The sequence below is a fragment of the Brevundimonas lutea genome (assembly GCF_003704105.1).
GTDB lineage: Bacteria > Pseudomonadota > Alphaproteobacteria > Caulobacterales > Caulobacteraceae > Brevundimonas > Brevundimonas lutea.
Genome location: NZ_QUOQ01000002.1, coordinates 366,585 through 393,145, shown reverse-complemented (window position 1 = coordinate 393,145; position 26,561 = coordinate 366,585). Strand labels below are relative to the sequence as shown.

28 protein-coding genes and 1 tRNA gene are annotated in these 26,561 nt (G+C 69.5%); 10 read left to right on the top strand and 19 right to left on the bottom strand.

Annotated elements, in window-relative coordinates:
- Nucleotides 1-34: 34 nt before the first annotated feature.
- Nucleotides 35-2,791 carry an NHL repeat-containing protein gene (locus EES48_RS02030; RefSeq protein ID WP_122464705.1) on the bottom strand — a complete coding sequence of 919 codons (2,757 nt, stop codon included), beginning with the start codon at nucleotides 2,789-2,791 and terminating at the stop codon, nucleotides 35-37.
- A gap of 115 nt (nucleotides 2,792-2,906) precedes the next feature.
- On the opposite strand from EES48_RS02030, the gene EES48_RS15230 reads away from it, so the two are divergent.
- Complete coding sequence (locus tag EES48_RS15230; protein ID WP_276309573.1) at nucleotides 2,907-3,032, top strand: hypothetical protein; 126 nt, start codon at nucleotides 2,907-2,909, stop codon at nucleotides 3,030-3,032.
- Here the strand turns inward: EES48_RS15230 and EES48_RS02025 are convergent.
- The 9 genes from EES48_RS02025 to EES48_RS15225 form a co-directional block, all read right to left on the bottom strand.
- The gene (locus tag EES48_RS02025; protein ID WP_122464704.1) at nucleotides 3,029-3,859 is read right to left on the bottom strand and encodes a flagellin; all 831 of its coding nucleotides are present in this window, start codon (nucleotides 3,857-3,859) and stop codon (nucleotides 3,029-3,031) included. The two genes, EES48_RS15230 and EES48_RS02025, sit on opposite strands and share 4 nt — an antisense overlap.
- A 140-nt stretch (nucleotides 3,860-3,999) precedes the next feature.
- Nucleotides 4,000-4,290 (bottom strand): flagellar protein FlaG, encoded by a 291-nt coding sequence (locus tag EES48_RS02020; protein ID WP_122464703.1) that lies wholly within the window; start codon nucleotides 4,288-4,290, stop codon nucleotides 4,000-4,002.
- A 90-nt stretch (nucleotides 4,291-4,380) separates the two neighbouring features.
- Complete coding sequence (locus tag EES48_RS02015; RefSeq protein ID WP_122464702.1) at nucleotides 4,381-5,211, bottom strand: flagellin; 831 nt, start codon at nucleotides 5,209-5,211, stop codon at nucleotides 4,381-4,383.
- A 226-nt stretch (nucleotides 5,212-5,437) separates the two neighbouring features.
- A complete protein-coding gene (locus EES48_RS02010; RefSeq protein WP_162997934.1) occupies nucleotides 5,438-5,617 on the bottom strand; it encodes a hypothetical protein in 180 nt (59 codons plus the stop codon).
- A 16-nt stretch (nucleotides 5,618-5,633) separates the two neighbouring features.
- Nucleotides 5,634-6,032, bottom strand: coding sequence for a hypothetical protein (locus tag EES48_RS02005; protein WP_162997960.1), 399 nt, complete (start codon nucleotides 6,030-6,032; stop codon nucleotides 5,634-5,636).
- Complete coding sequence (locus EES48_RS02000; protein WP_122464699.1) at nucleotides 6,029-6,412, bottom strand: M15 family metallopeptidase; 384 nt, start codon at nucleotides 6,410-6,412, stop codon at nucleotides 6,029-6,031. The genes EES48_RS02005 and EES48_RS02000 overlap by 4 nt, the downstream gene beginning before the upstream one ends.
- Nucleotides 6,409-6,684, bottom strand: a complete 276-nt coding sequence (locus tag EES48_RS01995) for a hypothetical protein (RefSeq protein ID WP_122464698.1) — start codon at nucleotides 6,682-6,684, stop codon at nucleotides 6,409-6,411. Before EES48_RS01995 ends, EES48_RS02000 begins: the two co-directional genes overlap by 4 nt.
- Nucleotides 6,671-6,826 (bottom strand): hypothetical protein, encoded by a 156-nt coding sequence (locus EES48_RS14705; protein ID WP_162997959.1) that lies wholly within the window; start codon nucleotides 6,824-6,826, stop codon nucleotides 6,671-6,673. Before EES48_RS14705 ends, EES48_RS01995 begins: the two co-directional genes overlap by 14 nt.
- A 4-nt stretch (nucleotides 6,827-6,830) precedes the next feature.
- Nucleotides 6,831-8,297, bottom strand: a complete 1,467-nt coding sequence (locus EES48_RS15225) for a DUF2793 domain-containing protein (protein WP_122465090.1) — start codon at nucleotides 8,295-8,297, stop codon at nucleotides 6,831-6,833.
- Between the two features lie 151 nt (nucleotides 8,298-8,448).
- Here EES48_RS15225 and EES48_RS01985 point away from each other — a divergent pair, with 151 nt between their 5' ends.
- Nucleotides 8,449-9,954: a methylmalonyl-CoA mutase family protein gene (locus EES48_RS01985; protein ID WP_240623184.1), complete on the top strand. Its 1,506-nt coding sequence runs from the start codon at nucleotides 8,449-8,451 to the stop codon at nucleotides 9,952-9,954.
- On the top strand, nucleotides 9,951-12,110 hold the full coding sequence (gene scpA, locus EES48_RS01980; protein ID WP_122464697.1) for a methylmalonyl-CoA mutase: 2,160 nt from the start codon (nucleotides 9,951-9,953) through the stop codon (nucleotides 12,108-12,110). The genes EES48_RS01985 and scpA overlap by 4 nt, the downstream gene beginning before the upstream one ends.
- Here scpA and EES48_RS01975 read toward each other — a convergent pair.
- From EES48_RS01975 to metK, 3 genes are read right to left on the bottom strand one after another with little or no spacing between them, the layout of a single operon-like run.
- Entirely contained in the window at nucleotides 12,107-13,012 is a 906-nt protein-coding gene (locus tag EES48_RS01975) for a DMT family transporter (protein WP_122464696.1), read from the bottom strand. The two genes, scpA and EES48_RS01975, sit on opposite strands and share 4 nt — an antisense overlap.
- A 35-nt stretch (nucleotides 13,013-13,047) precedes the next feature.
- A complete protein-coding gene (locus EES48_RS01970; protein ID WP_162997958.1) occupies nucleotides 13,048-14,055 on the bottom strand; it encodes an alpha/beta fold hydrolase in 1,008 nt (335 codons plus the stop codon).
- 11 nt (nucleotides 14,056-14,066) lie between these two features.
- Nucleotides 14,067-15,260 carry a methionine adenosyltransferase gene (gene metK, locus EES48_RS01965; RefSeq protein ID WP_122464695.1) on the bottom strand — a complete coding sequence of 398 codons (1,194 nt, stop codon included), beginning with the start codon at nucleotides 15,258-15,260 and terminating at the stop codon, nucleotides 14,067-14,069.
- Between the two features lie 280 nt (nucleotides 15,261-15,540).
- Here metK and EES48_RS01960 point away from each other — a divergent pair, with 280 nt between their 5' ends.
- On the top strand, nucleotides 15,541-15,993 hold the full coding sequence (locus EES48_RS01960) for an IPTL-CTERM sorting domain-containing protein (RefSeq protein ID WP_162997957.1): 453 nt from the start codon (nucleotides 15,541-15,543) through the stop codon (nucleotides 15,991-15,993).
- On the opposite strand, the gene EES48_RS01955 is transcribed toward EES48_RS01960, so the two are convergent.
- The gene (locus EES48_RS01955; RefSeq protein ID WP_122464693.1) at nucleotides 15,947-16,531 is read right to left on the bottom strand and encodes a biotin transporter BioY; all 585 of its coding nucleotides are present in this window, start codon (nucleotides 16,529-16,531) and stop codon (nucleotides 15,947-15,949) included. The genes EES48_RS01960 and EES48_RS01955 overlap by 47 nt on opposite strands.
- Nucleotides 16,532-16,595: 64 nt before the next feature.
- Between EES48_RS01955 and EES48_RS01950 the strand changes: the two genes are divergently transcribed.
- A complete protein-coding gene (locus tag EES48_RS01950) occupies nucleotides 16,596-17,423 on the top strand; it encodes a glycoside hydrolase family 16 protein (protein ID WP_122465087.1) in 828 nt (275 codons plus the stop codon).
- A gap of 46 nt (nucleotides 17,424-17,469) precedes the next feature.
- Nucleotides 17,470-18,138, top strand: a complete 669-nt coding sequence (locus tag EES48_RS01945) for an acetyltransferase (RefSeq protein WP_122464692.1) — start codon at nucleotides 17,470-17,472, stop codon at nucleotides 18,136-18,138.
- A gap of 12 nt (nucleotides 18,139-18,150) precedes the next feature.
- On the opposite strand, the gene EES48_RS01940 is transcribed toward EES48_RS01945, so the two are convergent.
- The 3 genes from EES48_RS01940 to hemC form a co-directional block, all read right to left on the bottom strand.
- A tRNA-Thr gene (locus tag EES48_RS01940) sits at nucleotides 18,151-18,226 on the bottom strand.
- A 44-nt stretch (nucleotides 18,227-18,270) separates the two neighbouring features.
- Complete coding sequence (locus EES48_RS01935) at nucleotides 18,271-19,002, bottom strand: uroporphyrinogen-III synthase (RefSeq protein WP_122464691.1); 732 nt, start codon at nucleotides 19,000-19,002, stop codon at nucleotides 18,271-18,273.
- Entirely contained in the window at nucleotides 18,995-19,939 is a 945-nt protein-coding gene (gene hemC, locus EES48_RS01930; RefSeq protein ID WP_122464690.1) for a hydroxymethylbilane synthase, read from the bottom strand. The genes EES48_RS01935 and hemC overlap by 8 nt, the downstream gene beginning before the upstream one ends.
- Nucleotides 19,940-19,985: 46 nt before the next feature.
- On the opposite strand from hemC, the gene tsaD reads away from it, so the two are divergent.
- Both tsaD and EES48_RS01920 read left to right on the top strand, forming a co-directional pair.
- Complete coding sequence (gene tsaD, locus EES48_RS01925) at nucleotides 19,986-21,140, top strand: tRNA (adenosine(37)-N6)-threonylcarbamoyltransferase complex transferase subunit TsaD (protein WP_122464689.1); 1,155 nt, start codon at nucleotides 19,986-19,988, stop codon at nucleotides 21,138-21,140.
- A gap of 10 nt (nucleotides 21,141-21,150) precedes the next feature.
- Complete coding sequence (locus EES48_RS01920; protein ID WP_122464688.1) at nucleotides 21,151-21,537, top strand: Rieske (2Fe-2S) protein; 387 nt, start codon at nucleotides 21,151-21,153, stop codon at nucleotides 21,535-21,537.
- On the opposite strand, the gene EES48_RS01915 is transcribed toward EES48_RS01920, so the two are convergent.
- Both EES48_RS01915 and EES48_RS01910 read right to left on the bottom strand, forming a co-directional pair.
- A complete protein-coding gene (locus EES48_RS01915) occupies nucleotides 21,534-22,436 on the bottom strand; it encodes a dienelactone hydrolase family protein (protein ID WP_122464687.1) in 903 nt (300 codons plus the stop codon). The genes EES48_RS01920 and EES48_RS01915 overlap by 4 nt on opposite strands.
- Nucleotides 22,437-22,505: 69 nt before the next feature.
- Nucleotides 22,506-24,338: an ABC transporter transmembrane domain-containing protein gene (locus EES48_RS01910; protein WP_122464686.1), complete on the bottom strand. Its 1,833-nt coding sequence runs from the start codon at nucleotides 24,336-24,338 to the stop codon at nucleotides 22,506-22,508.
- A 131-nt stretch (nucleotides 24,339-24,469) separates the two neighbouring features.
- Between EES48_RS01910 and rpmE the strand changes: the two genes are divergently transcribed.
- Both rpmE and EES48_RS01900 read left to right on the top strand, forming a co-directional pair.
- The gene (gene rpmE / locus EES48_RS01905; protein WP_122464685.1) at nucleotides 24,470-24,694 is read left to right on the top strand and encodes a 50S ribosomal protein L31; all 225 of its coding nucleotides are present in this window, start codon (nucleotides 24,470-24,472) and stop codon (nucleotides 24,692-24,694) included.
- Between the two features lie 179 nt (nucleotides 24,695-24,873).
- A complete protein-coding gene (locus tag EES48_RS01900; protein WP_122464684.1) occupies nucleotides 24,874-26,478 on the top strand; it encodes a L,D-transpeptidase family protein in 1,605 nt (534 codons plus the stop codon).
- The last annotated feature ends 83 nt before the right edge of the window (nucleotides 26,479-26,561 follow it).

Genomic DNA, 26,561 nt, shown 5'->3' with positions numbered 1-26,561 from the left:
ACCGGTCCGCGTCAACCGGACCTTTCGACCCGCGTCACATGCCGCCGGTCAGTCGCGACAGGGCGGCCTGATAATTGGCGATCTGGGCCGTAAGATAGGCGGGCGCCGGGCCACGGTTCGCGTTGGCGGCCGTCTCGGGCGCGAGCGCTCTGTAGGCGTCGCGGATGGCCTTCATCGCCGCCTGGATCCGTTCACCGGCGGCCTTGATGGTCTCGGCGGTCGACAGCGACAGGGTGGCGGGCAAATCGAGACCGTAGGTTTTGATGTCATCGTCCTCGCTGCTGGTCGGACCGATATAGCCGGGCGACACTCCCAGACCCGCGAGGGCGTCGCGACCGCCGGGTCCGGCGGATAGGGTCGCACCCTCATCACGGCCGCTTCGCGCCGAGATCGACAACCGCTGCCAGCCGCCCGCCGTGGTGCGGGTCTCGCCGTCGGCTTCGGTGCCGGTGACATAACCGCCCTCGGACGCGACGGTGACGCGCAGCCGCATCTGCGAGGCCTGCTCGATCTTGCGGGCCAGGGTCTGAAGCGTGTCGCGCGCCTCGATGGTGACCGTGCGCGGGCGGCCGCCGTCGATCGCGATGGTGAACTGGTCCCCGACCCTTAAGGAGGTCCCGTCGACCAGCCGCTTGGAGGCGCTCTGATCGATCGCGCCCTGGGGCAGACCCAGACGGTCCAGCACGCTGGCGCCATTGGATGCGATCGCCAGGCTGGCCGGCGCCGCCTGATCGCCGTCGCCCTTCCAGGTGCGGCTGCTGGCCACAGCGCCGGTGGAAAGGTTCACGCTGGCCAGATAGGCCTGGCGCGGGGCGTCGTCCTTGGCGCCGATGGGACGGTCGTGCTGGCCGGTGACCCAGACCTGACCGTCGTGAAGCTTGACGTCGGCGACGGTGTCGTCGCCCTCGCCGCCCAGATAGGTGACGCGGTCGCCCGACCCAGCGGTCAGGGAGGCGTCGAGGCTGAGCACGAAGGCGTCCGTGCCGCCGGAATGAGCCGCCGCCGCGGTCACGCCGCCAAGCGCGCCATTCCGGGTCGTGCCGGCGATCACCACGCGCCCGTCCTCGACCATGATTCCGGCGATGTCCCCGCTCATGGCGCCGAGATCGCGCGTGGCCGACAGGGTCAGCTGGCCGGTTCCGGACAGGGCGTACTGGCGTACGACCGCGCGTCCGTTCTCGACCGAGGCGGCATAGACGCTGGACCCCGAAACGGTGACGGCGGCGACCGAGTCCTCGCCCGCCGTGCCGAACTGGACGATGTCCTCCAGACGCGCGGTGACGGGCGCGACCGGGTGAGCCTGATGCTGGCTGAAGGTCTGGATGTAGCCGTCCCAATTGCCCAGCGGCCCGCCTCCGGGCATGGCCGACCTGGCGCGACCGGCCACGACCACCGTGCCGTCGGCGGCGAAGGAGACGGCGGTGGCCTCGTCTTCGGCGCGGGCGCCGCGCCTCTGAGTCCACAGCTCACCGCCCTCGGCGTCGAACACGGTGACGAAGCTATCGGCCACCTTGGCGTCGTCGCCCTCCAGCTTGCCGGTCAGGGCGCCCAGCGAGCCGGTCACCGCGAGACCGCCGGTGACCGATCCAGCCACGGCCACCCGCCCGTCCGCGCCGACGGCCAGAGCGAAGCCCGAGGCGGTGTCGGCCGCCCCAAGCGTACGGGTCATCATCAGCCGTCCGGCGCTGTCGAAGCGCATCAGGGCGACGTCACGCTGACCCTTGATCGGCTGGTTGTCGCCGCCGGCGCTCAAGTCGCCCAGCACCCAGACCGAACCGTCCGGCGCGGTGGCGCTGGCGCGGATGGTTTCGACACCCTCGGGCAGGTTGGTCTGCGACACCCGGCCATCGACCCAGTGGGTTTCGCCGATACGGGACGCCCCGCCGCCCTCGGCGTCGAACTTGAGGAGCTGATGCCCGCCTGCGGTCCCTGCGCCTTGGGTGACATAGATGGCGTCGTTTTCCTCAGGCGCCGAGAAGCTGACGTCTTCAACGACCGAGCCGCGGATCATCAGGGCCCATCGATCGGCGCCGCTGGGCAGGGTGACGGTCTTGTCGCCGACCTGAACGGTCTTGGGTTGGGCGGCGATCTGCTCGCGACCGATCCGGGTGGCCACCCCGGCGTCCTCAAGCTTGCCGTTGATGAAGCGCAGGACATTGTCGAGGCTGCGGGTTTGGCCGCCCATCTCGGCCAGATCGATCTGCACGTCGCTGACGTTGTTCAGCTTCTTGACGGAAATGGTGAAGCGAACGTCGCCTTCGAAGGCCGCGACCGCCTGATCGGTGCGGCCTTCATGGATCGGCCCGGTCAGGGACTGGGCGGAATCGCGTTGGATGGCCGCCGTGGACTTGGACAGGGACGCGGTGACGCCCTGCGTCAGACGCACGCCCTCGAGTTCGGCCGTCTGCATCCACCCCGAGAGCTCGGCCATCCCCGCGGTGAAGCGCTTGTCGATCAGCGATAATTCACTGGCCGGCACGCCCTTGGTTCCCGCCCGGTTCACCAGGGCGTTCAGGCTCTCGAGACCGTTGTAGAGGGCGAACAGCTTGCGGTAGTCGGCTGAGGCGCCGCCGAGATCGACCTTCGCCTGCGATTCATTGATCAGTTTTCGCCCGCCCAGAGCGGCGCGCAGGAGAGCGCTGGGCTCGGGCGCCTCAACCGTGGTCGACCACGGCGCGGTGGGCTGAGTGCGAGGCTTGGGGACCGACACTCCGGTCGCGCCGAGCCCGGACGTCGTCGAGGACGACATCCCGAAAAGGCCCAGCAGATAGGAATTGTCGATCAAGCCCATGGCCTCCCGGCCGCCAGCTTAGCCGCCGTCCGGTAACGAGGAGTTTAAGCCCGCCGCGGAACGTTCGCCGCCGAACAGTGTTCAGCGCCCACGACAACCACGATGGAGCGCCAGAATGCGCCGTCTGTCCGACCTGCTCGCCAAGTTTGCGCGGCTGTACGGTTTCGGAGCGAGAGGCTTCCACCGCCGGACCGACCCCATCCGCATCGGCTACGGTCCCCCGGACCGCCGCTATGGCTAGCGGAACAGTGACAGGATGATCTGCGGCGCCTGGTTTGCGATCGACAGGGCTTGGGCGCCCAGCTGTTGCTGGACCTGCAGGGCCTGAAGCCGCGCGCTCTCCTTGGCAAGATCGGCGTCCACGAGGTTGCCGATCCCCGTTTCAAGAGTGTCCTGCAGCTTCGAGACGAAGGTGTTGTGCGCTGCGATCTGCTTGCCCTGAGACCCCATCTCGCCCAGCGCCGAATTCAGATTGTCGATCGAGGCGTCCAGCAGGGCCAGCACGTCATTCGCCTCGGTCACCGTCTGCAGGTTCGAGCTGGTCGTGATGCTGATGATCGAGCCCGACAGGCTCAGATCCTTAGACGACAGGGTGATGAAGGCGTCAGCCTCGGCATTTGCCAAGAAACGGATACCGTTGGTCAGGCTACCATCAAGCAGGTTCGAACCGTCAAACTCCGCGTTCTCGGCCGCCTGCTGGATGGCGCGGAGAATGGCCTGGAAGTCGGCGTCCAATAGTTCGCGCGACTGAGTCTTCAGAGACTCGTCGGTGGCGGCGACCACCTTTTCCTTCAACTGATTGAGCAGATCCGAGATGTTCTCGCCGGCGGCGAGGGCCACATCCACCACCGAGGTGGCGCGATCCAGGCTCATCTTGACGGCCGACAGGGCGCTCATGTCGGCGCGCTGGCCTTGGGCGATGGCCCAGATGGAGGCGTTATCCTTGGCGCCGTTGACCTTCAGCCCGGTGTTCACCCGGTTCTGGACGTCCGCCAGACGATCGTTCGTCTTGTTTAGATTCTGCAGCGCGATGAGCGCTGAGTTGTTGGTATGGACGCTGTTGGTCATTTGGGTCTTCGCCCCCGGGATGTTCGCCGGGAGGCTAGACCGTGATTCGTGTGCACATGGTTAATGCGCGCTAACCATGAGGTCAGCCCGCTTGCGGAACGCTTCGGGCGCGTTCCAAACCCTGGACGGGTCCGTCGATTTCAGGCCCGGGTGTCGATCACGGCGCCGGAATCGTAGCCGATGTGCGCCGCCAGATTGACCACTTCCTCACGCGGCAGCTGACGCACGACTTCACCCGTCACTCGGTCCAGCATCTTGTAGATGAAGGAGCCGGCCTTGGCGCCTTCCTCGATGACCAGTCGATAGCGCGACGCACGGTCGGCCTCTTCGGCGATCTGTTGTCGGGCTGGATTGTCGGCTGGTTCGGCGACGACGATGGGGGCGATCCCCACGGCGACGGCGGCGATGTTCAGATCGGTTGCGGCATCCATCTCCTTAAAACGCCGAGTTCTTCAGCGCCCTTCCTAAGCCAGGGGCAGGCGATCGGCGGACGGGGGTCACCCCCGTCCGCCTCGCGAGCCTTAGCGGAACAGTCCGAGCAGGATCGAGGTCGAGGAGTTGGCGATCGACAGCGCCTGCACGCCCAGCTGTTGCTTGGTCTGCAGAGCGGTCAGTCGGGCCGATTCCTTGGCCAGGTCGGCGTCCACCAGGTTGCCGACGCCGGCTTCCAGGGTGTCCTGGAGCTTGCCGACGAAGGTCAGGTGGGTGCCGAAGGACTTCGACCCGGTGCCCAGGCGAGCCAGGGCGGCCGAGACGTTGGCGATCGAATCCGTCACGTCGTCCAGCGCGGCGCTGGCGTTCGTCATGGTGTCGATCGAGGAGGTCGAGGCCAGGGTCACGGCGCTGCCCGATTCACCGATCGCCATCTCTTCGGCATCGATGTCCAGGGTGTCGCCATCGACGTTCGACAGGGCCTTGAAGCCCTCGGTGCCCGTCAGCAGATTCACGCCGTTGAACTCCGCGTTGTCGATCACCGAGGTGATCTGGTCGCGAAGGGCGGAGAAGTCCTCGTTGAGGGCATCGCGCGAAGCGGTCGACAGGGTCTCGTCGGTGGCGGCGAGCGCCAGTTCCTTCATCTGGACCAGCAGGTCCGACACCGATTCACCGGCGGCGATACCGACGTCCACGGCCGACTGGCCACGCTGAAGGCTGTCCTTGACGGCATTGAGCGCGCCGATTTCAGCGCGTTGCCCTTGGGCGATGGCCCAGACGGCGCCGTTGTCCTTGGCCGAGTTGACCTTCTTGCCGGTATTGATCCGGCTCTGAACCGTGCTCAGCTCTTCATTGGTGCGTTGCAGGTTCTGGAGGGCGACCATCGCGCCCACGTTCGTGTTAACGCTGTTCAGCGCCATGACACAAAGTCCTTCTTTCAAGGTGTCCGACGCCATTTTGGCTGCCGGGAGCGTTTTACTCGAACCCCGCCAAGCAAGACCGAGGCCACCCTGATATCCCAGCAACATTCTGATATTGCTGCGTTATCTTTTTGATAACCGTGATCTTGCCCGGAAGTTGACGGCGTCGAACGCGCAGAGGTCGGCAAGTTCTGCCGGCGCTGCGGCAAATCCTGCCGGGTGACCGTTAGCGTGGACGGCCGTCGAGCCAGTCGTCGACCAGACCACGCTCGACTTCCAACGTTTCCACCGCAAGGCGGCGCGCGACGTCACAAGCGACCAAGGCGGCCCCGCGCTCGGCGTAAAGCCGGTCTAGATCCTCTTGGCTGGCGTCGGCCGCCAGTCGCGGCAGGCTGCACGGCCGCACGGCCTCCGGCGGCAGCTCAAGGCGCGGGGGCGCAGCCCTCAAGCTCGGGGGCGAGCCCGCACAGCTCGCGATCGAGATCGCGCAGGCGGTCGCGCCGATTGATGTCCAAAGGCGCATCATCCTGTCCTTTTGTCTCTGCCTGGAAGCGGCCGACGGCGTCGGCGGCCGCGCGCACGCGTGTCTGGGCGTCGAGGCGGCGCTCCGCCTGCCGGCGCTCACCTTGGACCTCGAGCCCCCGAGCTTGGGCGTCGGATTGAGCGTGGGCGATGGCCTGTTCGCGCGCCGCCTCTCGCCGGGCCTCCCAGCCCAGCGGGTCCCAGCGCAGGCCGAGCCCCCGGCCCAATGCGATAGTGACGACCACCACCGCCAGCAGGGCCAGGCCGCGCCCCATCCATCGAAGAGCGGCCGGGCTCACGGATAGGCCTTCCGGTCGAGTTCGAAGTGCGGACCGTCACGCAGTCGCGGCCAGTCGCCGCCCCAGACAATGGCCACGCCGCGTTTCGCGGCCGCCTCGCGAACCGCCCCGGCGATACGGGGGTAGAGCGGCCAGTCCCATCTCACCTTGCCCTCGACAAGGGCCGCCACATCGACCGCGTGACCGGTCAGGTGGCGTGAATTCAGGGTTCGGCTGGCGCCCGCCTTGACCAGAGCCCGCTGACGTTCCGGGCTTCGGATCCCCTCGGTCACCAAGAAGTCGACGGGCGTCAGCTCAATGGCGCCCTCCATGACGGCGACGAGGTCAGGATGGACCCCGGCCATTCTGGCGCGCGAGCGGGCGGAGAGACGAAAGCTCATCGCGGTCCTCCCCCCAGACGCAATCGAGCGGCGGTGATCAGTTCCACCAGCTGCTGGGCGCTGGGCGCGACCAGATAGAGAATCAGCACCAGGCCGAGCAGCTTCATCAGGCCCTCTGCGATGGGAACGGCCGCCGCTGCGGGGGCGCGCTCCACCACACGCGCGAGCAGGGCGGTCAAGCCGAGGCTGATGGTCCACACGATCAGCCGTCGCCATAGCCATTGCGCCTCGGGCAGGCCCAGGGACTTCAGCGTGCGATCAGTCGCGCTCATGGTCGTCTCCTCGTTGTGGTTTGGGCGTTAGGCGGTCGTCGCCGAGCGCCTCCAGACACTGGACGGGGCCTTCTTCGGCCGCCTCGTCCCAAAGCTCCCGATCCAGGATCGGCAGCGGCTCCAGTCGATGATGGCGTCTCATCGGCTCAACCCAGGGCGATGATGACGGCGCGACCGCCGCCGCCGGGTCCGCCTTCGCCGCCGGTCGTCGAGCCAGCGCCTCCGCCGCCTCCCCCACCACCCGGCGAGCCCCCGGCCCCGCCGGCTCCGCCGGCGCCGGACGGCTGGGCTCCGCCGCCGCCGCCGCCGCCGCCTGCCAGGCTGATTTCACCAGCCGCCGCTTCAGCCCCGGCTCCTCCCGCCGCGCCGGCCGCGCCGCCGCTTCCCCCGGCCGTCCGCGCGCCACCGAGGATGTAAGCCCCGATACCGCCGGACCCGGCCGAGCCGGTCGCTCCGGAGCCATCGAGAGATGCGCCGGCGCCGCCCGCGCCCGGTGCGTCGTACCGTCCGGTGATCAGGCCGGATCCGCTGGAGGAGAGGCCGCTGGAACCACCGCCGTTCGAACGGGTGGCGCCGAAGCCCCCTCCGCCGCCCGTTCCGGCCGTGGAGCCCCCCGTCCCGCCACCGAGGCCGCCGCCGGCCGTCAGGATGATGCCGCCGCTGGCGGAGATGGTGCTGGTCCCGCCGCCAACGCCTGACGCGCCTCCGGTGCCGATGGCCACGCTGAGGGTCGTCCCAAGGCTGTCTGCCGGCCACTCGCCATCGCTGCGTCCCGCGGCGCCGCCCCCGCCGCCGCCGAAGCGCGACCCCGAGGCCGCTGCGGCCCCCGCGCCGCCACCGCCGCCACCGCCGGTGAGCACGACTCGCACGCGCCGGGCCCAGGCGGGGATTGCGTAGTCGCCGCCGGCGCTCAGCGTCGTGGTCTCGCTGCGGCCGCAGCCGGCGGCGAAGCTGGCGCGACCCGTAGCGCGCGACACCCGGAGCGCCTCGCGCCAGGTTTCGCCGTCCTCGCTGACCTTCAGACTGAAATCGTCATCGCCGACCAGCCCGAGCTCGGCCCGGCCCTCGAAGCCGCTCTGCAGCAGCAGCGACAGCACGTCGGCCGCGCCTTCCTTGTTCATCACGTAGCGCAGGTCGCCCGTGCCGCCGTCGGCCTCGGTCAGGGCGGTCCACAGCGCGGTGTTCAGGCGGGCGGCGAAGCGATTGGTTTCGTCCGCCGTGGTGTTGACGCCCAGCAGGGGCAGGCTTTCGCCCAGGTCTTCGCCGCCCAGATCGATCCAGGTCTCCCCTGTCCAGATCGTCAGCACGGACTCATCCGCGACCCAGGCGACAAGGCCCGGCGCACGCTCGACCGTGAACCACTGAGCGCCATCCGCCCGGACCAGGGCGCCGGGCGCGGCGTCGTTCCAGTCACCGGATGCGGCCCCGGCGGGCAGAATGTGCATCAGCCCATTGGGCGGATCGGCCGGGGGTTCGGCCTGAGACCGGCTCGCCACGGCACACTGCACCAGCGCATCCAGCCGGGTCAGGGCCTCGTTCAGAGTCACGTGCTTCTGCATCTGGCCGGCGGCCAGATAGGGCAGGCCCAGGCGGGCGGTGTGGTCCAGGCTCATGGCCATCTCCATTGTCTGTCGATGGTCAGCATGGGGGAATCCGGCCAGGGGTTGCGGATCGCGACGCTCCCTCGACGCAAAGGCCCGCCGCGCCTGGGTCACGCGTCTTCAGAAGGGGGATTAGTGTCGCGTTCCGCGGCCGGAGTGCGGCTTGACGCCCGCCCCTCCCCGCCGCATCACCCGACGCGTGACGACGCCCTCAGACGCCCCCTCGCCCGCCTTCGCCGATCTGGCCGACGGGTTCGACGCGCCCGACATTCAGACTTGGGCGCGGATGGCGCAAAAGGGACTGAAGGACCGGCCGCTGGACCGCCTCACCCTGCGCACGCCCGACGGCGTTGAGATCCGCCCCCTTTATCGCGCCGAAGACGTCGCCTCCGCCGCCGCTGTCCGCGCCGCGCCCGCGGCCGACCGAGCTCGCCCTTGGGACGTACGCGCCGTGGTCGATCATCCCGAGCCGGCTCAGGCCAATCGCCTGGCGCTGGAGGCGCTGAGCATGGGCGCCCATTCCCTGTTGCTCCGGCTGGACCCGACCGGCCGTGACGGCGTCGCCGTGGGCGGGCAGGACGATCTGGATCGCCTGCTGGCCGATGTGCTGCTCGACGCCGCGCCGGTGGCGCTGGACGCCGGGCTGATCGGCCCTCAGGCGGCGAACTGGTTGGCGGTGGCGGCCAAGGGCGCGCCGAACGCGCCGCTGGCCTTCGACCTCGATCCGATCTCAGCCTTCGCCGTGTCGGGCCAAACGCCGGGCGCCGCGACCGGCCATCTGAACGCCGCCGCCCAGGCCGCCGCGCGCCACGCCGGCGCCTATCCCAAGGCGTCGCTGTTCCTGGCCTCGGGCCGGTTCGCTCACGAAGCCGGCGGCTCGGACGCCCAGATGCTAGGCGTCGCCCTCGCCTCGGCCGTGGCCACCTTGCGCGCGCTCGGAGACGCCGGGCTTTCCGTCACCGAGGCCGCGCCGCGCATCGCGTTGGGCCTGTCACTGGACCAGCGCTTCCTTGAAGGGATCGCCGTGATGCGCGCCGCCCGCCTGTGCTGGGCGCGACTGATGGCGGCAGCCGAGATCGACCCGGCCCCAGCCGCGCGCATCGACGTGCTGGGCTCGCGACGCATGCTGGCCGCGCGCGGCGTCCACACCAACCTGCTGCGCCAAACGGCGGCCGGCTTCGCGGCGGCGGCGGGCGGCTGCGCCAGCCTGACGCTCGACTCCTTCACCCGGCCGCTGGGCGGCGCCAACGCCCTGTCGCGCCGTCAATCACTGACTCAACAGTTCGTCCTCATGGACGAGGCTCACCTCGGGCGGGTCGCCGATCCGGCCGGGGGCGCCTGGGCGCTCGAAAGCCTGACCGACCAGCTTGCCCGCGCCGCCTGGGCCGAGTTCCAGCGTATCGAGGCCGAGGGCGGGCTGATCGCCTCGCTGGAGGCGGGCGCGCTTCAGGACCGGGTCAAAGCCGCGCGCGACAGTCTCCTGGCCGAAATCCATTCCGGCGACCGCCCGCTGCTCGGCGTCACTTTGCACCCTCAGGACGAAGCCGCGACCGTGGTTGATCCCCGCCCTCAGTACGCGTCCGCCGCGCCTGATATCCGCCAGGCGGGCGACGACAGCCGCGGCCGCCCGCTCGCGCCGATCCGCCTCGACCAGGAGGCTGGACAATGAGCCTGCCCGACTTCTCCAAGGTCGCTTTCGACGGTCCCCTCGCAGGCCCCGCTGACGCGCCCGCTGCGGCAAAGCCCTGGCTGACTCCCGAGGGCCTGACGGTCGACCCCGCTTACGGTCCCGACACGCTCACGGGCCTCGACCATATCCACGGCCTGCCCGGGATCGCGCCCTATCTGCGCGGGCCCTATCCGACCATGTACGCCACCAATCCGTGGACCATCCGCCAGTACGCGGGCTTCTCCACGGCCGAGGAATCCAACGCCTTCTACCGTCGCAACCTCGCGGCGGGGCAAAAGGGCCTGTCGATCGCCTTCGACCTGGCCACCCACCGGGGCTACGACTCGGATCACCCGCGTGTCGCCGGCGACGTCGGCATGGCCGGGGTAGCGATCGATTCCATCTACGACATGCGCACCCTGTTCGACGGCATCCCGCTGGACAGGATGAGCGTATCGATGACCATGAACGGCGCGGTGCTGCCGATCCTGGCCCTCTATGTCGTGGCCGCCGAGGAGCAGGGCGTCGCGCGCGACCAGCTGACCGGCACTATCCAGAACGACATCCTGAAAGAGTTCATGGTGCGGAACACCTATGTGTATCCGCCCGCGCCCTCGATGCGGATCATCTCCGACATCTTCGCCTATACGGCGGCCGAAATGCCGAGATTCAACAGCATTTCGATCAGCGGCTATCACATGCAGGAGGCCGGAGCCTCGGCCGATCTTGAGCTGGCCTACACACTGGCCGACGGGGTCGAATATGTCCGCGCAGGGGTCGCGGCCGGCATGGAAGTCGACGCCTTCGCGCCGCGCCTCAGCTTCTTCTGGGCCGTCGGCATGAACTCTTTCATGGAGATGGCCAAGCTGCGTGCGGGGCGTCTGTTGTGGGCGCGTCTGCTGAAAGACGAGTTCGCTCCGCAGTCGCCCAAGTCCCTGGCCCTGCGCGCTCACTGCCAGACCTCGGGCTGGTCCCTGGCGGCCCAGGACGTGTTCAACAATGTCTCGCGCACCATGATCGAGGCCATGGCCGCGACCGGCGGCGGCACCCAGAGCCTGCATACCAATTCGCTGGACGAGGCCCTGGCCCTGCCGACCGATTTCTCGGCCCGGATCGCCCGCGACACCCAGATTCTGCTTCAGGCCGAAACCGGCATGACCGCCATCGCCGATCCCTGGGGCGGCAGCTGGTATCTCGAACGACTGACCGCCGACCTGGCCGCCCGCGCCCTGGCCCATATCCAGGAGGTCGAGGCGCTGGGCGGCATGGCCAAGGCCATCGAGGCCGGGGTGCCCAAGTTGCGGATCGAGGAGGCGGCGGCCAAGACCCAGGCCCGCATCGACACGGGCGCCCAGGTCGTGGTCGGGGTGAACCGTTATCTGTCGGACCTCGCCGACGACATCCCGGTGCTTAAGGTCGACAACGCCGACGTCCGCGCCCGCCAGATCTACAAGCTGAAGCGTCTCCGCGCCGAGCGTGACGAGGCCGCCTGTCAGGCCGCACTCGACGCCCTGACCGATGGCGCGCGGGGCCAGGGCAATCTGCTGGCCCTGGCGGTCGAGGCCGCTCGCGCCAAGGCCACGGTCGGCGAGATGTCCGACGCCCTGGAGGCCGCCTTCGGCCGCCATGTCGCCGAGGTGAAGACCGTCTCTGGCGTCTATGCCCGCGAGGCCGGCGCCGATCCCAAGGTCAGTCGCGCCCGCGACACGGTCGCCGCCTTTGTCGAAAACGACGGCGGGGCGCCGCGCCTGCTGGTCGCCAAGCTGGGCCAGGACGGCCACGACCGGGGCCAGAAGGTGATCGCCTCGGCCTATGGCGACCTGGGATTCGACGCCGAGGCCGGCCCCCTGTTCCAGACCCCCGCCGAGGCCGCCGCTCGCGCGGTGGAGAGCGGCGCGCATGTGGTCGGCGCCTCGTCGCTGGCGGCCGGCCACCTGACCCTTGCGCCCGAACTGCTGGCCGAGCTCAAGAAACTGGGTCGCGAGGACATCATGGTGGTGGTGGGCGGCGTCATCCCGCCCCAGGACGTCCAGCCCCTGCTCGACGCCGGGGTCGCCGCCGTCTATCCGCCCGGCACGGTCATCGCCGAGGCCGCCGTCGACCTGCTGGAAAAGCTGAACCAGCGGCTGGGGTATGCGCAAAAGCCGGTCGGCTAGGCCTTGGCCGCCCCAGCTCTGAGGCCCCGCTCGGCCAGCGCCACGACGCCGACCCCCAGCATGGTGATCGCCGACCCGGTCAGGATCTGGGGCGTCAGCACGTCGCCCATCAGGCCCCATCCGATCAGGATCGACACGATCGGTGTGGCCAGGAAATAGGGTGTCACCCGCCCCGCCTCGCGCCGCTGGACCAGCCAGAACACCAGGCTGGTCGCCACCACGGACGATGCCGCCCCGGCCCAGATCACCGCCGCCCAGACCATCGGCGTGGCCTGGCTCAGCGCCTGCCACTGGCCCGTCTCGGTCACCAGCGAACCGATCCCCAGGCCCGGCAGGGCGACCAGGGCCAGCAGCCCCTGCATCTTCAGCGGCGGCACGCTTGTGGTCCGCCTCGCGATCACCGTGGTCATGGCCCAGGAGGCGCTGGCCGCCGCCCCGACCAGAATGGCTTTCCAGTCGGCGATGGCGTGGGCGTCCAGCGTCATCCAGACCACCCCCGCGAAGGCCACGCCCATGCCCGCCAGCGCCGCCCAGCTGACCCGCTCCCGTAGCACTAGAAAGGCGAACAGGGCGGTGAACGGAATCCACAGCTGGGTCGCCACCGACACCGGGCTGACATCCTGGGCCAGCCAGAAGGCCAGATAGATCAGGCCATAGTGCAACGGCCCGCCCAGGCCGACGATCAGCAGCAGGCTCTTCCAGTTCGGAAACGGCGGCCGCACGAACCACACCAGCAAGGCTCCGGCGACGGCGAACCGCAACGCGCCGGTGAACAGCGGCGGCAGGCTCTCGGTGGCGAACTTGGCGGCGGCGTTGTTCACGCCCCAAATGACGCAGATCGCCACGATGGCGGCGATCTCCAGCCCACTCAGGGCCGACGATTTGTCAGGGACGGGGCTCACGTCGCCTCATGGCACGGTCCCGTGAGCCGCGCGCGTCACGATCGGTGACCGGGGGTTTCGATCGATGGATGCGGGGCGACTTCAGCCAGGAAATCGAGCAGGAGACGACTGACATCCTCGGCCCGTTCCTGCTGGATCCAGTGGCCGGCGTCCCCCAGCACATGATGCCCTCGCAGATCGGTCAGCCACTGATGCTGTCGCTTCTCGTGACGCCCGGCATAGTGGCGAACCGGATCCCGGGCGCCGGTGATGAACAGGGACGGCTGATCGATCCGCCGACCCTGCAGGAAGGCGGTCAGCGACCAGTTCAGATCGAGGCAGCGATACCAGTCGAGCGGGCCCCGAAATCCCGACCGGGTGAAGGCCGCGACATAGTCCGCGAAATGGCTCTCGCTCATCCAGGGCGGCAGGGTCGCCTGTTCGCCGATGCCGCCCAGCATCGAGGTCGCCGTTGCAATGAAGCCCGTCGACTGGTCGGCGGGCGCGGTCGCGCCGTCATAGGCCCAGAACATCTTGCGCAGGGCCGTGGCCGGGTCCGCGTCCATTTCGGCGTGGGCGTCGTCGGCCTGGAACCGGCTGATGTAAAGATCGCCCGCTCCGGCCCGAGCCGACAGCGCCGCCATGATCTCGGTCGGCGGGCCCGAGGCGACCCGCGGCTGGAACGGCACGCTCAAGCCCGCGACCGCCGTGACGGCGTCCGGCCGCATCAGGGCGCACTGCCAGGCTACAGCCGCACCCCAGTCATGACCGACCACCACGGCCGATTCGGCGCTCAAGGCGCGGACCAGATCGACCACATCGCCGACCAGATGCAGGATGGTGTGATCCTCGCGCCTGTCCGGCCGTTCGGTCCCGCCATAGCCGCGCATGTCCGGCGCGACCGCGTGATAGCCGGCCGCCGCCAGCGCCTCGATCTGAGCGCTCCAACTGACCGCCAGTTCGGGAAAGCCGTGCAGCAGGAGCACCAGAGGCCCCTCCCCGCCCTCCAGTATCCGCTGCCTGAGCCCGTCGGTCTGTATCAGGCGCGTCGTTGGCACGATCACGCCTCTCGCCCTCAGGCCAAGGACTTCAGTTGATCGACCAGATCGGTGTTTTCCCAGCTGAACCCGCCGTCCGCGTCAGGCTCGCGGCCGAAATGGCCATAGGCGGCGGTACGGGCGTAAATCGGCTTGTTCAGGCCCAGATGCTGGCGGATGGCCCGGGGCGTGCCGCCGCCGATGAAGCCCAGTAACCGCTCCTCCAGGACCGTCTCGGTCACGCCCTTGCCGGTACCGTGCAGGTCGACGTGGATGGATTGGGGCTCCGCCACGCCGATGGCGTAGCTGATCTGGATGGTGCAACGGTCCGCAAGGCCCGCCGCCACAACGTTCTTCGCAAGATAGCGGCAGGCATAGGCCGCCGAACGGTCGACCTTGGTCGGATCCTTGCCCGAAAAGGCGCCGCCGCCGTGGGGAGCCGCGCCGCCATAGGTATCGACGATGATCTTGCGGCCGGTCAGACCACTGTCGCCATCCGGTCCGCCGATCTCGAATATGCCCGTGGGATTGATGTGCCAGATGGTTTCGTTCGTGATGAAGCCCTGCGGCAGCACGCGCTCGACCACAGGTTTGACGACCGCGGCCACCTCGGCCTGCGTCATACCCTTTCGGTGCTGGGTCGAGACGACGATCGAGGTAGCGCGCACGGGCTTGCCATCCTCGTAGCGCAGCGTCACCTGGCTCTTGGCGTCGGGCTCCAGCGCCGTCTCGCCGCCATGACGCAGCTCGGCGAGCGCCTTCAGAATCCGGTGGGAATAGGCCAGGGTCGCGGGCATCAGCTCGGGCGTCTCGTTGGACGCATAGCCGAACATGATGCCCTGATCGCCCGCGCCTTCGTCCTTGTCGCCGGCCGCGTCGACGCCCACGGCGATATCGACCGACTGGCCATGCAGATAGTTGGAAAACGCGAACGTCTCCCAGTGAAACCCATCCTGCTCATAACCGATGTCGCGCACGGCCTGGCGTACGGCCTGTTCGATCTCAGCCTCAATGCCGGAGGCCCAGGCGCCGTGTTCCCAGATGCCCTTGCCGCGGATTTCGCCAGCCAGCACCACGCGATTGGTGGTCGTCAGAGTTTCGCACGCCACCCGCGCCTCGGGATCCTTGGCCAGGAACAGGTCCACCACCGTGTCGGAGATGCGGTCCGCGACCTTGTCGGGATGGCCCTCGGAAACGCTTTCGGAGGTGAACAGGAAGGAGGATCGGGACACGGGCGGACAGGCTCCGGACGACTGGGGCGCGGAACATATAAAGACATGCTTATATGTTCAAGCCAGCGGGCCGGCGCGCTTGAGGCTTTCCCCATGACGAATCAACTTGCGCCTTTCGCGGTTTTAGCCGAACGTTGGTCATCGGACGCTGATTTCGGGGAATAGCATGGCCAAGGGGCTAGGTGCGGTAGCGGCGGGATGCGCGCTTCTGGCGCTTGCTCCCCCTGCACTAGCGGCGACGGTTGCTGTCAACGGGGTCGTGGACGCCGCGGATCCGGATATGGCCGTGGTTTTCATCGCCACCCCCAACTGCGCGGGTCAGGGAGCGACGCCGATCGCCTATGACCTGGTCGAGTTCACGGTCGATCAGACCGGATCCTACCAGTTCGACCTCACCAGTCCGGGTGGCGGCATTCACCTGTATGTCCACGAAAACAGCTTCGACCCAGCCGCGTCCTTTCCCACGTGCATCGCCGGCTCGAACGACGATCCGGTAACGCTGAACGTCAATCTGACGGCGGGCACGACCTATTTCGCGGTGCCGTTTGACGACACTTTCGCCCAGGCTGGCGACAGCTGGGATCTGACCATCGATGGCCCGGGCGCGATCACGGTGGTCGGAGCGACCGCCGTTGTGCCGACGCTGACCGAGTGGGCCATGATCCTGCTGGCGGGCCTGCTCGGTCTCACCGCCCTGGCGTTCGCCCGCCGTCGGATCGCTCGTCTGGCCTGAACCCTCGCGAAACCGCGACGAAGCCGAGCGCCAGCACCGCGGATTTTACGACAGCGCCGATCACAAACGGAGCCAGACCGCCGTCAACCGCGGCCTCGGCCCCGATCGAATGGGCCAGCCACAGGGCGCCGCCGGTCAGAAGAATCGCATGGCCGGCCAGACCCGCCATCAGGGCGGGAAAGAAGCGTCGCATCCACCCCCGCCGCGCCGCAAATCCGACCGCGACCGCGCCCAAGGGGAAGGCGTAGAGATATCCGGCCGTAGGTCCCGCGAACCGATCCAGGCCGGCCTCGCCGCCCGCGAACACAGGCAACCCCAGCGCGCCCGCCGCCAGATAGAGCGCCACCGCCCCCAGGCCGCGCACCGGACCCAACAGGGCGCCGGCCCCCAGCACGGCCAGGCTCTGCAGAGACATCGGCACCGGGCGCATCGGCACATCCAGCTGCGCCCCCACGGCCATCGACGCCGCCGCCGCCAGAAGGGCCGCGGCCAGAGGCCAGCCGGTCGGTCGGTAGGGGGGCGTGGGGGTGCCGGTCATGATTGTTGAGATGATCCACCGCGCGCCTCGTGCCAAGCCTGATCGCGCGGGAGAGGAGACCGGCATGAGACGATCGGGCGCCCTGGCGGCGATGATGGCGATTTGGGCGACTGCGACACCGAGCTTCGCCCAGGACGCTCTCGACGGCTATCGCTTGGTGTGGTCCGACGAGTTCGAGACGCCCGGCCTGCCCGATCCCGCCAACTGGGCGTATGACACCCACGCCAACGCCACCGGCTGGTACAACAACGAGCTCCAGTACTACGCCGCCGATCGGCCGGAGAACGCCCGGGTCGAGGACGGCAAGCTGATCATTGAGGCGCGGCGCGAGACGCTCGACACCCTGCCCGACCACGGCGGCCAGACCTATTCCTCGGCGCGGCTGGTCACCGCCGGCCTGCACAGCTGGACTTACGGATTCTTCGAGGTGCGGGCCAAGATTCCCTGCGGCAAGGGCACCTGGCCGGCCATCTGGATGCTGTCGGAAAACGCAACGGACTGGCCCCTGGATGGCGAGATCGACATCATGGAGCACGTCGGCCACGACAAGGGCGTGATCCACGGCACGGTCCACACCGAGGCCTTCAACCATACCCGGGGCACCCAGCGCGGCGGCCAGAAGCGGGTGCGCGACGCCTGCGAGGCCTTCCACGATTATCAGGTGCTGTGGACGCCCGAAACGATCCGCTTCGGCATCGATGGCGGCGGCTATCACGAGTTCCGGAACGACGGCTCCGGCGATGTCGAACGCTGGCCCTTCGACAAGCCTTTTCACCTGATCCTCAACATCGCCGTCGGCGGCGACTGGGGCGGCGCCGAAGGCGTCAGCGAGCGATCGTTTCCCGCGCGTATGGAAATCGAACATGTCCGCGTCTGGCAGCGGATGGACTAGCCCGACTGCCCTTCCCGCCCGCGCCGGATCGCGGCATGGTCACTTCATGCAGGAAGACACGACCCTCGTCTGGCTCGGACTGTTCGGCGCCGGCGGCCACGCCCGCGAGATGGTCGAAAGCGCCCTTCGTGTCGCAGAGCAGACGCCGGGCCTGGCGCCCGATCGGGTCGTTCTGGTGGATCGTGCGGGGTCCGGCCCGGTGAGCGGCGTGGCCGTCCTTTCAGAGCAGGAGTTCGCGTCCCGGCCCGGAAGACGGCTGTTCGTGACGGCGGTGGGAGACGGCCGGCTTCGGCGCAAGCTGGACGCCGCCGCGCGCGCGACCGGCGCGGAGCCGGTCTCGGTGATTGATCCCTCGGCACGGGTCTCGCCCGATGCCGTGGTTCGCGCTGGCGCTCTGATCTCGCCCTTCGCCCTGATCAGCGCCGGCGCCGTCGTCGGCGAAGGCTTTCAGGCCAACTACTACGCCCATGTGTCGCACGACTGCCGGATCGGCGACTGGGTCACCCTGGGCCCCAAAGCCGGGGTCAACGGCCATGTCGAGATTGGCGACAACGTCACGATCGGCGCCGGCGCGATCATCCGCAACGGCGGGCCCGACCGGCCCCTGCGCATCGGCCGCGACGCCGTGATCGGCATGGGCGCCGTGGTGATAGCCGACGTACCCGAAGGCGCGACGGTCATGGGCAATCCGGCACGGGTCCGGCCGAACTCCTAGGTCTGGGAAAAGTGGTGCCGCCTGCGTGACTCGAACACGCGACCCCCGCATTACGAATGCGATGCTCTACCGGCTGAGCTAAGGCGGCCTCTTCAGCGTCGGCGGGGCGGGCCCGCGTGCGCGAGCCGTTCTCTATACGCGCGGCCGCGGCTTGCCAAGCGCCTGAGTCAGGGCGGCGAGCAGGCGGGACTCGTCGGGCCGCGCGGCGATCTGGATGCGGGGCGCGACGTCCGCGAGCGGGCGGGCCGCCGCCTCGGAGATGGCGACGACGAACGGCCAGACCCGTGGCGTAGAGTCCGACGTATCGGCCAGGATCGCGGCGGCCTTGGCGGAATGGATCAGGACGGCGGCCAGCGCGCTGTCGATCAGGGCGCGGCGGCCCTCGTCGGCGGGCGCGGCGACGGTCGCGTGAACGGCCACGGCGCGCGCCGTGACGCCCCGGGGCCTCAACAGCGCGGGCAGATCGCCCGAAGGCTCGCGCGGGCCCACGACCAGCACCTCGCCCGAGGGAGGACGGGCGGCGATCAGGGCGGCCAGATCGTCGAGGTCGCCCGAAGCCGAGCGCACGTCCGCGACCCCGTGATCACGGATGGCCTCGGCCGTGGCGTCGCCGACAGCATAGGCGGGCAGTCGTCGCCAGGCGTCGCCCTCGGCCAGGCGCGCGAAGGCCACCACGGCGTTGGGGCTGGTGAAGGCCAGGGCGCCCACCGTTTCGAGGTCCAGTCGAGGCCGCAGCGGAACGACCGTCAGCAACGGCGACACCAATGGCCGGAAGCCCAGGTCGGTCAACCGTTCCGCCGTGGCGTCGGCGCCCGGTCGGGTGCGGGTCACCCACACCTGTGGCGCCGGGCCGGCGTCAGACATCGATCCGCTGGTCGCCGGCGTCGTGGTGGACCTCGGCGCCGAGACGTTCGCCCAGCGTGCGGGCGCTGTCGGGTGTCGGCAGGTCGATCTCGCCGCGTCGCCGCCAGCGGGCCGAGCCGTCGGGCGCCAGCATCTCGGTGGTCAGGGCCAGGCGCGCGCCCGTCAGGGCGGCGATGGCCGCGACGGCCGTGCGGCACGAGCCCTCCAGCGCCCGCATGGCGCCCCGCTCGGCGGCGACGCAGACGGCGGTGTCGGCATGGTTCAGGGCGGCGACCCAGTCGGCCCCGATGTCGTCCTCGCGCGTCTGCAGGGCCAGCGCCCCCTGACCCGGGGCGGGCGGGAAGCGATCCATGTCCAGCCGCTCGGTGATGACGGCCTCGCGCCCCAGCCGCGCCAGGCCGGAACAGGCCAGCAGGATGGCGTCGAAATCCCCCGCCTCCAGCCGCCTCAGCCGCGTGTCGACATTGCCGCGCAGCATTTCGATTTTCAGGTCCGGCCGCGCGGCCAGGATCTGGGCCTGACGACGCAGGCTGGCGGTGCCGACCACCGCGCCCTCGGGCAGTTCGTCGAAGCCGGGCCAGTCGCGACTGACGAAGGCGTCGCGCGGGTCCTCGCGCTCGGGGATGGCGGCGATGCAGAGGCCCGGCGGCTGGTCGGCCGGCACGTCCTTCATCGAGTGGACGGCGACATCGACTCGTCCGTCCAGCAGCGCCTCCTCGATCTCCTTGGTGAACATGGCCTTGCCGCCGATCTCGAGCAGGCGGCGGTCCTGCACCCGGTCGCCGGTGGTGACGATGGGAACCAGCGGCACGCGCGCCTCGATCTCGGCCTCGGCCACGCCCAGGGCCCGGCCGATGGCGCGCTGCATCATGCCGGACTGGGCCAGGGCCAGGGCGGAGCGGCGCGTGCCGATGCGGACGAGGGGAGAGGCGGCCAAGGCGGCTCCGGTTGCGGCGGGAAGGCGGGACCGCTACCTCGCGGCCATGGATCAGGCGGCTTCTAGCAGACCCAGGGACGGGGTGAACCCCGGCGCGGCGCCCTCGGGCGGTCCCGGCGCGGCCTGGACCGTACTGGGGCTGGAGACCAGCTGCGACGAGACCGCCGCCGCCGTGGTGCGGCTGGACGAGGACGGCCGGGCCACGGTGCTCAGCTCGGTGGTGCACAGCCAGACCGACGAGCACTCCCCCTTTGGCGGCGTGGTGCCCGAGATCGCGGCGCGCAGCCATGTCGAGAAGATCGGCGAGGTCGCCCGCCGCGCGGTCGCCGAGGCCGGAGTCGGCATGGGGGGCCTGACCGGCGTCGCCGCCACCGCCGGGCCGGGGCTGGTCGGCGGGGTGATGGTGGGCCTCAGCTTCGGCAAGGCGGTGGCCCTGGCGCGAAACCTGCCGCTGGTCGCCGTCAACCATCTGGAGGGTCACGCCGTGTCGGCGCGTCTGACGGAGGACGCGCCCTATCCCTTCCTGCTGCTGCTGGTGTCGGGCGGCCACTGCCAACTGATGGAGGTGCGCGGCGTCGGCGACATGACCCGACTGGGCGCCACCATCGACGACGCGGCGGGCGAGGCCTTCGACAAGATCGCCAAGGCGCTGGACCTCGGCTATCCCGGCGGCCCGGCGCTGGAGCGGCTGGCGGCGACGGGGGACGGGTCGAAGATCGCCCTGCCCCGCGCGCTGCTGGGTCGCGACGGCTGCGACTTCTCCTTCTCGGGCCTGAAGACGGCGGCCGCGCGGCTGGCCGCCGAATGCCGGACGGACCAGGACCGCGCCGACCTGGCGGCAGCTGTCCAGTCGGCCATCGCGCGCCAACTGTCCGAACGCTCCGAGCGGGCCATGCGGGATTATGCTGAACGCCACCAACACCTCCTGTTCGTGGTCGCCGGCGGGGTGGCGGCCAATGGCGAGGTGCGGCGCGTGCTGACCGAGACGGCGACGCGTCACGGCTTCCGCTTCCTGGCCCCACCGCTGGCCTATTGCACCGACAATGCCGCCATGATCGCTCTGGCCGGCGCCGAGCGGCTGGCGTTGGGCCTGGCCTCGGACATCGACGCCGTGGCCCGCCCGCGCTGGCCGCTGGACGAGGCCACCGCCGCCGCCCAGCCGCTGCACCTCAAGGCCGGCCGCAAGGGGCCGAAAGCATGAGGATGGGGGCGTGAGCGACGCGCCGGAACCCGTCCCGACCGAGCGCAACCGCGTCTGGAAGACCCCGCCGGGTGTCGCCCTGTGTGCCGAGGCTGACCTCGCCGATCCCGGCGCGCGCGGCTTCGTGCTGCAGATCGGCGAGGCCTATTTCCACGGCTTTCTGGTCAGGAAGGACGGCCGCGTCGTCGGCTGGGTCGACCGCTGCCCCCACGCCGGTTTCCCCCTGGCCGTCGAGCTGGACCGCTACCTGACCCCGGACGGCGAGCTGCTGCTCTGCGGCTGGCACGGCGCGGTGTTCAGCCCGCTCAGCGGCGCCTGCGTCGGCGGCCCGGGCATGGGGGGAAGGCTGACGGAATGGCCGGTCGAGGTGGTCGGCGGGGTGGTTCGGACGGCTTAGCCACCCCTCACCCACCGCTCGAAATGCGCCAGCATCTTCGCCCACCCATCCGCCGCGGCATCCGCCTTGTAGCTGGCGCGGTAGTCGGCGTGGAAGCCGTGCCCTGCTCCGGGATAGACCTCGATGGATGAGCCCTCGGCGCCCTCTCGCGTCAGGGCGGCGCGCATGGCCTCCACGCTTGTCAGCGGGATGCCCCGATCCTCTTCGGCGTAGAGCCCCAGCACGGGCGCCTTGAGGTCGGCGGCCAGGTCGACGGGCCAGGGTTGGCCGCTCTCGATCTGTTCGGGCGAGGCGTCGGGCGCGGGGGCCAGGCGGCCGTACCAGGCCACCCCCGCCTTGAAGGCGGCGAAGCGAGCCACGCCCTGCCAGGTCACCTTGCCGCCCCAGCAGAAGCCGGTGATCCCCAGCCGTCCGCTGTCGGCCCAAGGCTGCTGCTCCAGCCAGGCCAGGGCGCCGGAGATGTCGCCCATCACCTGCTCATAGCCGGCGGCGGCGACGATCCGCTGGATCTGCTGCATGTCCTCCAGCGGGGCCGGATCCTCGACCCGCACGAAGAAGGCCGGGGCGATGGCGGCGTAGCCGGCCTTGGCCAGGCGGCGACAGACATCCTCGATATAGGCGTGGACGCCGAAGATTTCAGACGCCACCACGATGACCGGGAACGGGCCGGCGCCCTCCGGCCGCGCGATATAGGCGGGCATCTCGAAGCCGTCGGGCGCGGGATAGGTCACGGCCTCGGTAACCAGGCCGGCCTCGTCAGTCACGACCGGCTCGGCGGATTGCGACAGGGCGGCGGTGGCGTAGCCGGTGAACAGCACGCCGCCCAGCAGGCCCAGGCTGCGGCGGCTGAGCTTCAGATCGTCGGCCGTCTGGCCCTCGGGCGTAAGGAGGTGAGGCATGGTCGGGCTCCGCTGTGAGCGCCGACTGTGGCCCGGCGTGCGGCCGAACGTCGAGTCACGAATGCGCGGTCAGGCGGTGCGGAATTGCAGTGCCGCCAGCCGCGCGTAGAGGCCGCCGCGCGCGATGAGCTCGGCGTGGGTCCCCTCCTCGACCACTTGTCCGCCGTCGATCACCACGATCCGGTCGGCGCGCAGCACGGTGGCCAGGCGGTGCGCAATGACCAGGGTGGTGCGCTCCTCCATCGCCTGATCCAATGCGGCCTGGACCAGCTGCTCGTTCTCAGCGTCCAGCGCCGAGGTGGCCTCGTCCAGCAGCAGGATCGGCGCCTGGCGCACCAGGGCGCGAGCGATGGCCAGGCGCTGACGCTGGCCCCCCGACAGCGATTTTCCGCGCTCGCCCAGGGGGGTGGCGAAGCCTTCGGGCAGAGCATCGACGAAGGCCAGAGCCTGAGCCTTGTCGGCGGCTTCGCGCGCCTCTTCCTCGGTCAGATCCTCGCGGCCGAAGCGGATGTTCTCCAATGCCGAGCCGGAAAATAGCGGCGCCTCCTGGGACACCCAGGCGAAACGTGTGCGCGCCTCGGCCGGGTCGGCCTGGCGCAAATCGACGCCGTCCACGGTGATCGCTCCGCTCTGTGGGTCGTAGAAGCGCAGCAACAGGCGGAATACCGTCGACTTGCCCGCACCGGACGGGCCGACCAGGGCCACCGTCTCGCCAGGCCGGACGGTCAGGTCGAAGCCGCGCAACGCCGGCAGATCGGGACGCCCCGGATAGGCGAAGTCCACGCCGCGCATGGTGACTTCGCCGCGCGGCGGCGTCGGCAGGGCCACGGGGTGGGCCGGCGGCGCGATGGCCGGCTGGGCCCGCATCAGCTCATCGATCCGGGCCATGGCGCCGGCGGCCTTCTGGACGTCGCCCCAGCTTTCCCCCAGCGCGCCCACGGCCCCGCCGGCGAACACCGACAACAGCACGAACTGCAGCAGGGCGCCGGGGCTCATGCTTCCGGCGATCACGTCACGCGCGCCAAGCCACAGCACCAGGGTGACGCCGCCGAACATCACGGCGATGATCATGAAGGTCATCACCGCCCGGCTGCGCATGCGGATCAGGGAGACGCCAAAGGCCATGTCCACCGCCTGATCGAAGCGGCCGATGGCGCTCTTCTCGCGGCCGAAGGCCTGAACCGTCTCGATGGCGTCGACGCTCTCCCCCGCGAAGCCGACGGCGTCGGCGAACCGGTCCTGGGACTCGATGGTCAGCTTCCTCACCCGCCGACCAAACACGAACAGGGGCAGGATCAGCAGCGGCGTCACCAGCATGACCAGGGCCGTCAGCTTCGGACTGACGATGAACAGCAGGATGGTCGCGCCGATCAGGGTCAGGAAATTCCTGAGCGCATAGCTGATTGAAGTGGTCAGCAGGGCCTCGATCAGGGCGATGTCGGTGGTCAGGCGCGACAGCACCTCGCCGACCCGCATCTTCACATAGAAGGCCGGATCCAGCGTCAGCACCCGCGCGAACAGCCCCTGGCGCAGGTCGGCCACCACTCGCTCGCCGGTCTTGGTGACGTAGAAATAGCGGACCGCCGTGGCCAGCCCCAGGAACAGGGCGTTAGCGCCCAGAAGCAGGAACCAGCCGTTGATCGCCGCGCCGCCGTCGGCGAAGCCCTGATCGATCGCGCCGCGCGCCGTCACGGTCAAACCCAGCGACGCCGTGGTCGACAGCAGCAGCCACAGCGCCGCCAGCAGGGCGTCGCCGGTATGCCGCATCAGATAAGGAATCAGCCGCCCCAGCGGGCGCACATCCTTGGCCCGCTCGCGGCGCTTGCCCGCCTCGCCCATCTGTTCGACCAGCAACGCGCCGGTCGAGGGGCGGCCGTCGAGGGAGGCGGAGGTTTCGGTCATGGCCGCGCTATTGCCTGAAAGGCGGGTCCGGTGTAAACGCCGCCCTCCTTCCCGCCGGGCGTTCTCGGCGGGTTTCCTGTTTCATGCGCACAGACGGTCGGAATCGTCGCCGCGCAGGCGGAGCCGAGACCATGAAAGCCGACACCCACCCCGACTACCACTTCATCACCGTCACCCTGGTTGACGGTTCCAGCTATCAGACGCGCTCCACCTACGGGAAGGAAGGCGCGGCTTTGAACCTGGACATCGATCCCTCGACGCACCCGGCCTGGACCGGCGGCAACCAGCACCTGATGGACCGTGGCGGTCGCGTCTCGCGCTTCAACAACAAGTTCGGCGGCTTCATCAAGAAGTAAGCCCTGTCGCCGATCGGCCCGATCCGGGGTCATCACGCGACTCTGACGACACAGTGAAGCGCCGTCCGCTGGGGCGGCGCTTTCTGTTTGCCCGGAACAGCGATAATCTGACGCGCGTTCAGGGTTTCGTGCGTGGGGCGTGACGCCGGCGACGGCGAAGGGAAGGCTTGGGTTTCTCAATGAACAGACGGCAACTCGGACTCGGTGCGGCCGCCGCCGCCCTGGCCGCCGCCGCGCATGCGCAGGACGCGGGCCAGCTCAATACGCAGCCGCCGCTGGGCGGGCCGCGCCCCATGCCCACGCCGCCGCGCGATCCGGCCGCCGTCGCCTTCTACGAGGCCTTCAACCGCCAGATCGGCAATATCGACGAGACTCTACGGGCCGACGTCCAGACCTTCTACGAGATGAACGGCTGGCGACCGGTGTGGAACCGGGATCGGCTGCGCGCCCTGAACAGCGTCGCCCTTCGCAGCGAGCGCCACGCGATGCGGGGGCAGGACTATTTCGACTTCGTGGGTCTGGCCGCCGATCCACCGACGGCCGAGATCCGCACCACCGCTGCCGCCATCCGATACGCCCGCGCCCTGTCCGAGGGCCAGGTCCGGCCCGAGACGGTCGAAGAGCTGTGGGAGATGCAGAAGAACCGCGTCGACCTGCCGCGCGGCCTGCACGACGCGCTCCAGTCAGAGCGCCTGCTGGACTGGATGGAGGGGCTTGCTCCTTCCGACATCGGCTACACCAATCTGTCGGCCGGCTACGTGCGCTATCGCCGCCTGATCGCCGAGGGCAAGGCCTGGCCGGCGTTCCGCTCCGGCCCGACCATCGAGCCGGGTTCCAGCGACGGACGCATCCCGGCCCTGGTCGCGCGCCTGGTGGCCGAGGGCGACCTCAGCCAGGGCCAGGCCGACATGGTCACCGGCAATCGTTACACGCCCGAGCTGGTCGAGGCGGTGAAGGGGTTCCAGGTTCGTCACGGCCTGAGCTCGGACGGCCGCATCGGCACGGGCACCCAGCGGTCCCTGTCGGCTTCGGCCGAGGATCGCGCCCGCCAGATCGCCCTGAACCTGGAACGACGCCGCTGGCTCAAGCGCGACGTCGCGCCCGAGCGGATCGAGGTCAATGTCGCCGCCGCCATCATGGTCTACTGGAAGGACGGCAAGCCGATCCATTCAAACCGTGTGGTGGTTGGCACCGCAGAGAATCAGACGCCCAGCCTGGAAAAGCCCTTCGCCTCGGTGGTCGCCAATCCACCCTGGTATGTCCCGGCCGGAATCGCCCGACGCGAAATCCTGCCGCGCGGCCCTGGCTATCTGCGCAGTCAGAACATGTATGTCACCGAGCAGGGCACCGTGGTGCAACGCGCCGGCCCCCAGGCGGCGCTGGGCTATGTGAAGTTCGAGCTGCAGGACAGCTACGCCATCTTCCTGCACGACACACCGTCCAAGGCCGCCTTCAACAACGCCTTCCGCCACCGCTCGCACGGCTGTGTCCGCGTGCAGGGCGCCATCGATTTCGCACGGCTGTTGCTGTCGCCTGACCCGACAAAGCTGGGCGAATTCGATGACGCCCTGGCGTCCAAGGACACCACCCGGGTGACTACAGGACGCGAGATTGGCGTGCGGCTGCTGTACTGGACCGCCTTTGTCGATGGCCAGGGGCGCGTCGCCTTCCGCGAAGATGTCTACAAGCGCGACGAAAAGCTTGCGGACGCCTTGGGCATCGCCATCGACCTGCCCACGCCGATCGACGACGGCCAGACCGACGCAGACGACGTCGGGCCGTAGGCGGTCTTTGCGCGAAAGAGCCTGGACGCGCTGAGAAGCGCTGGCCTGCTGATGGTTGCGGCTTCAGACCGGACGGTCACGGT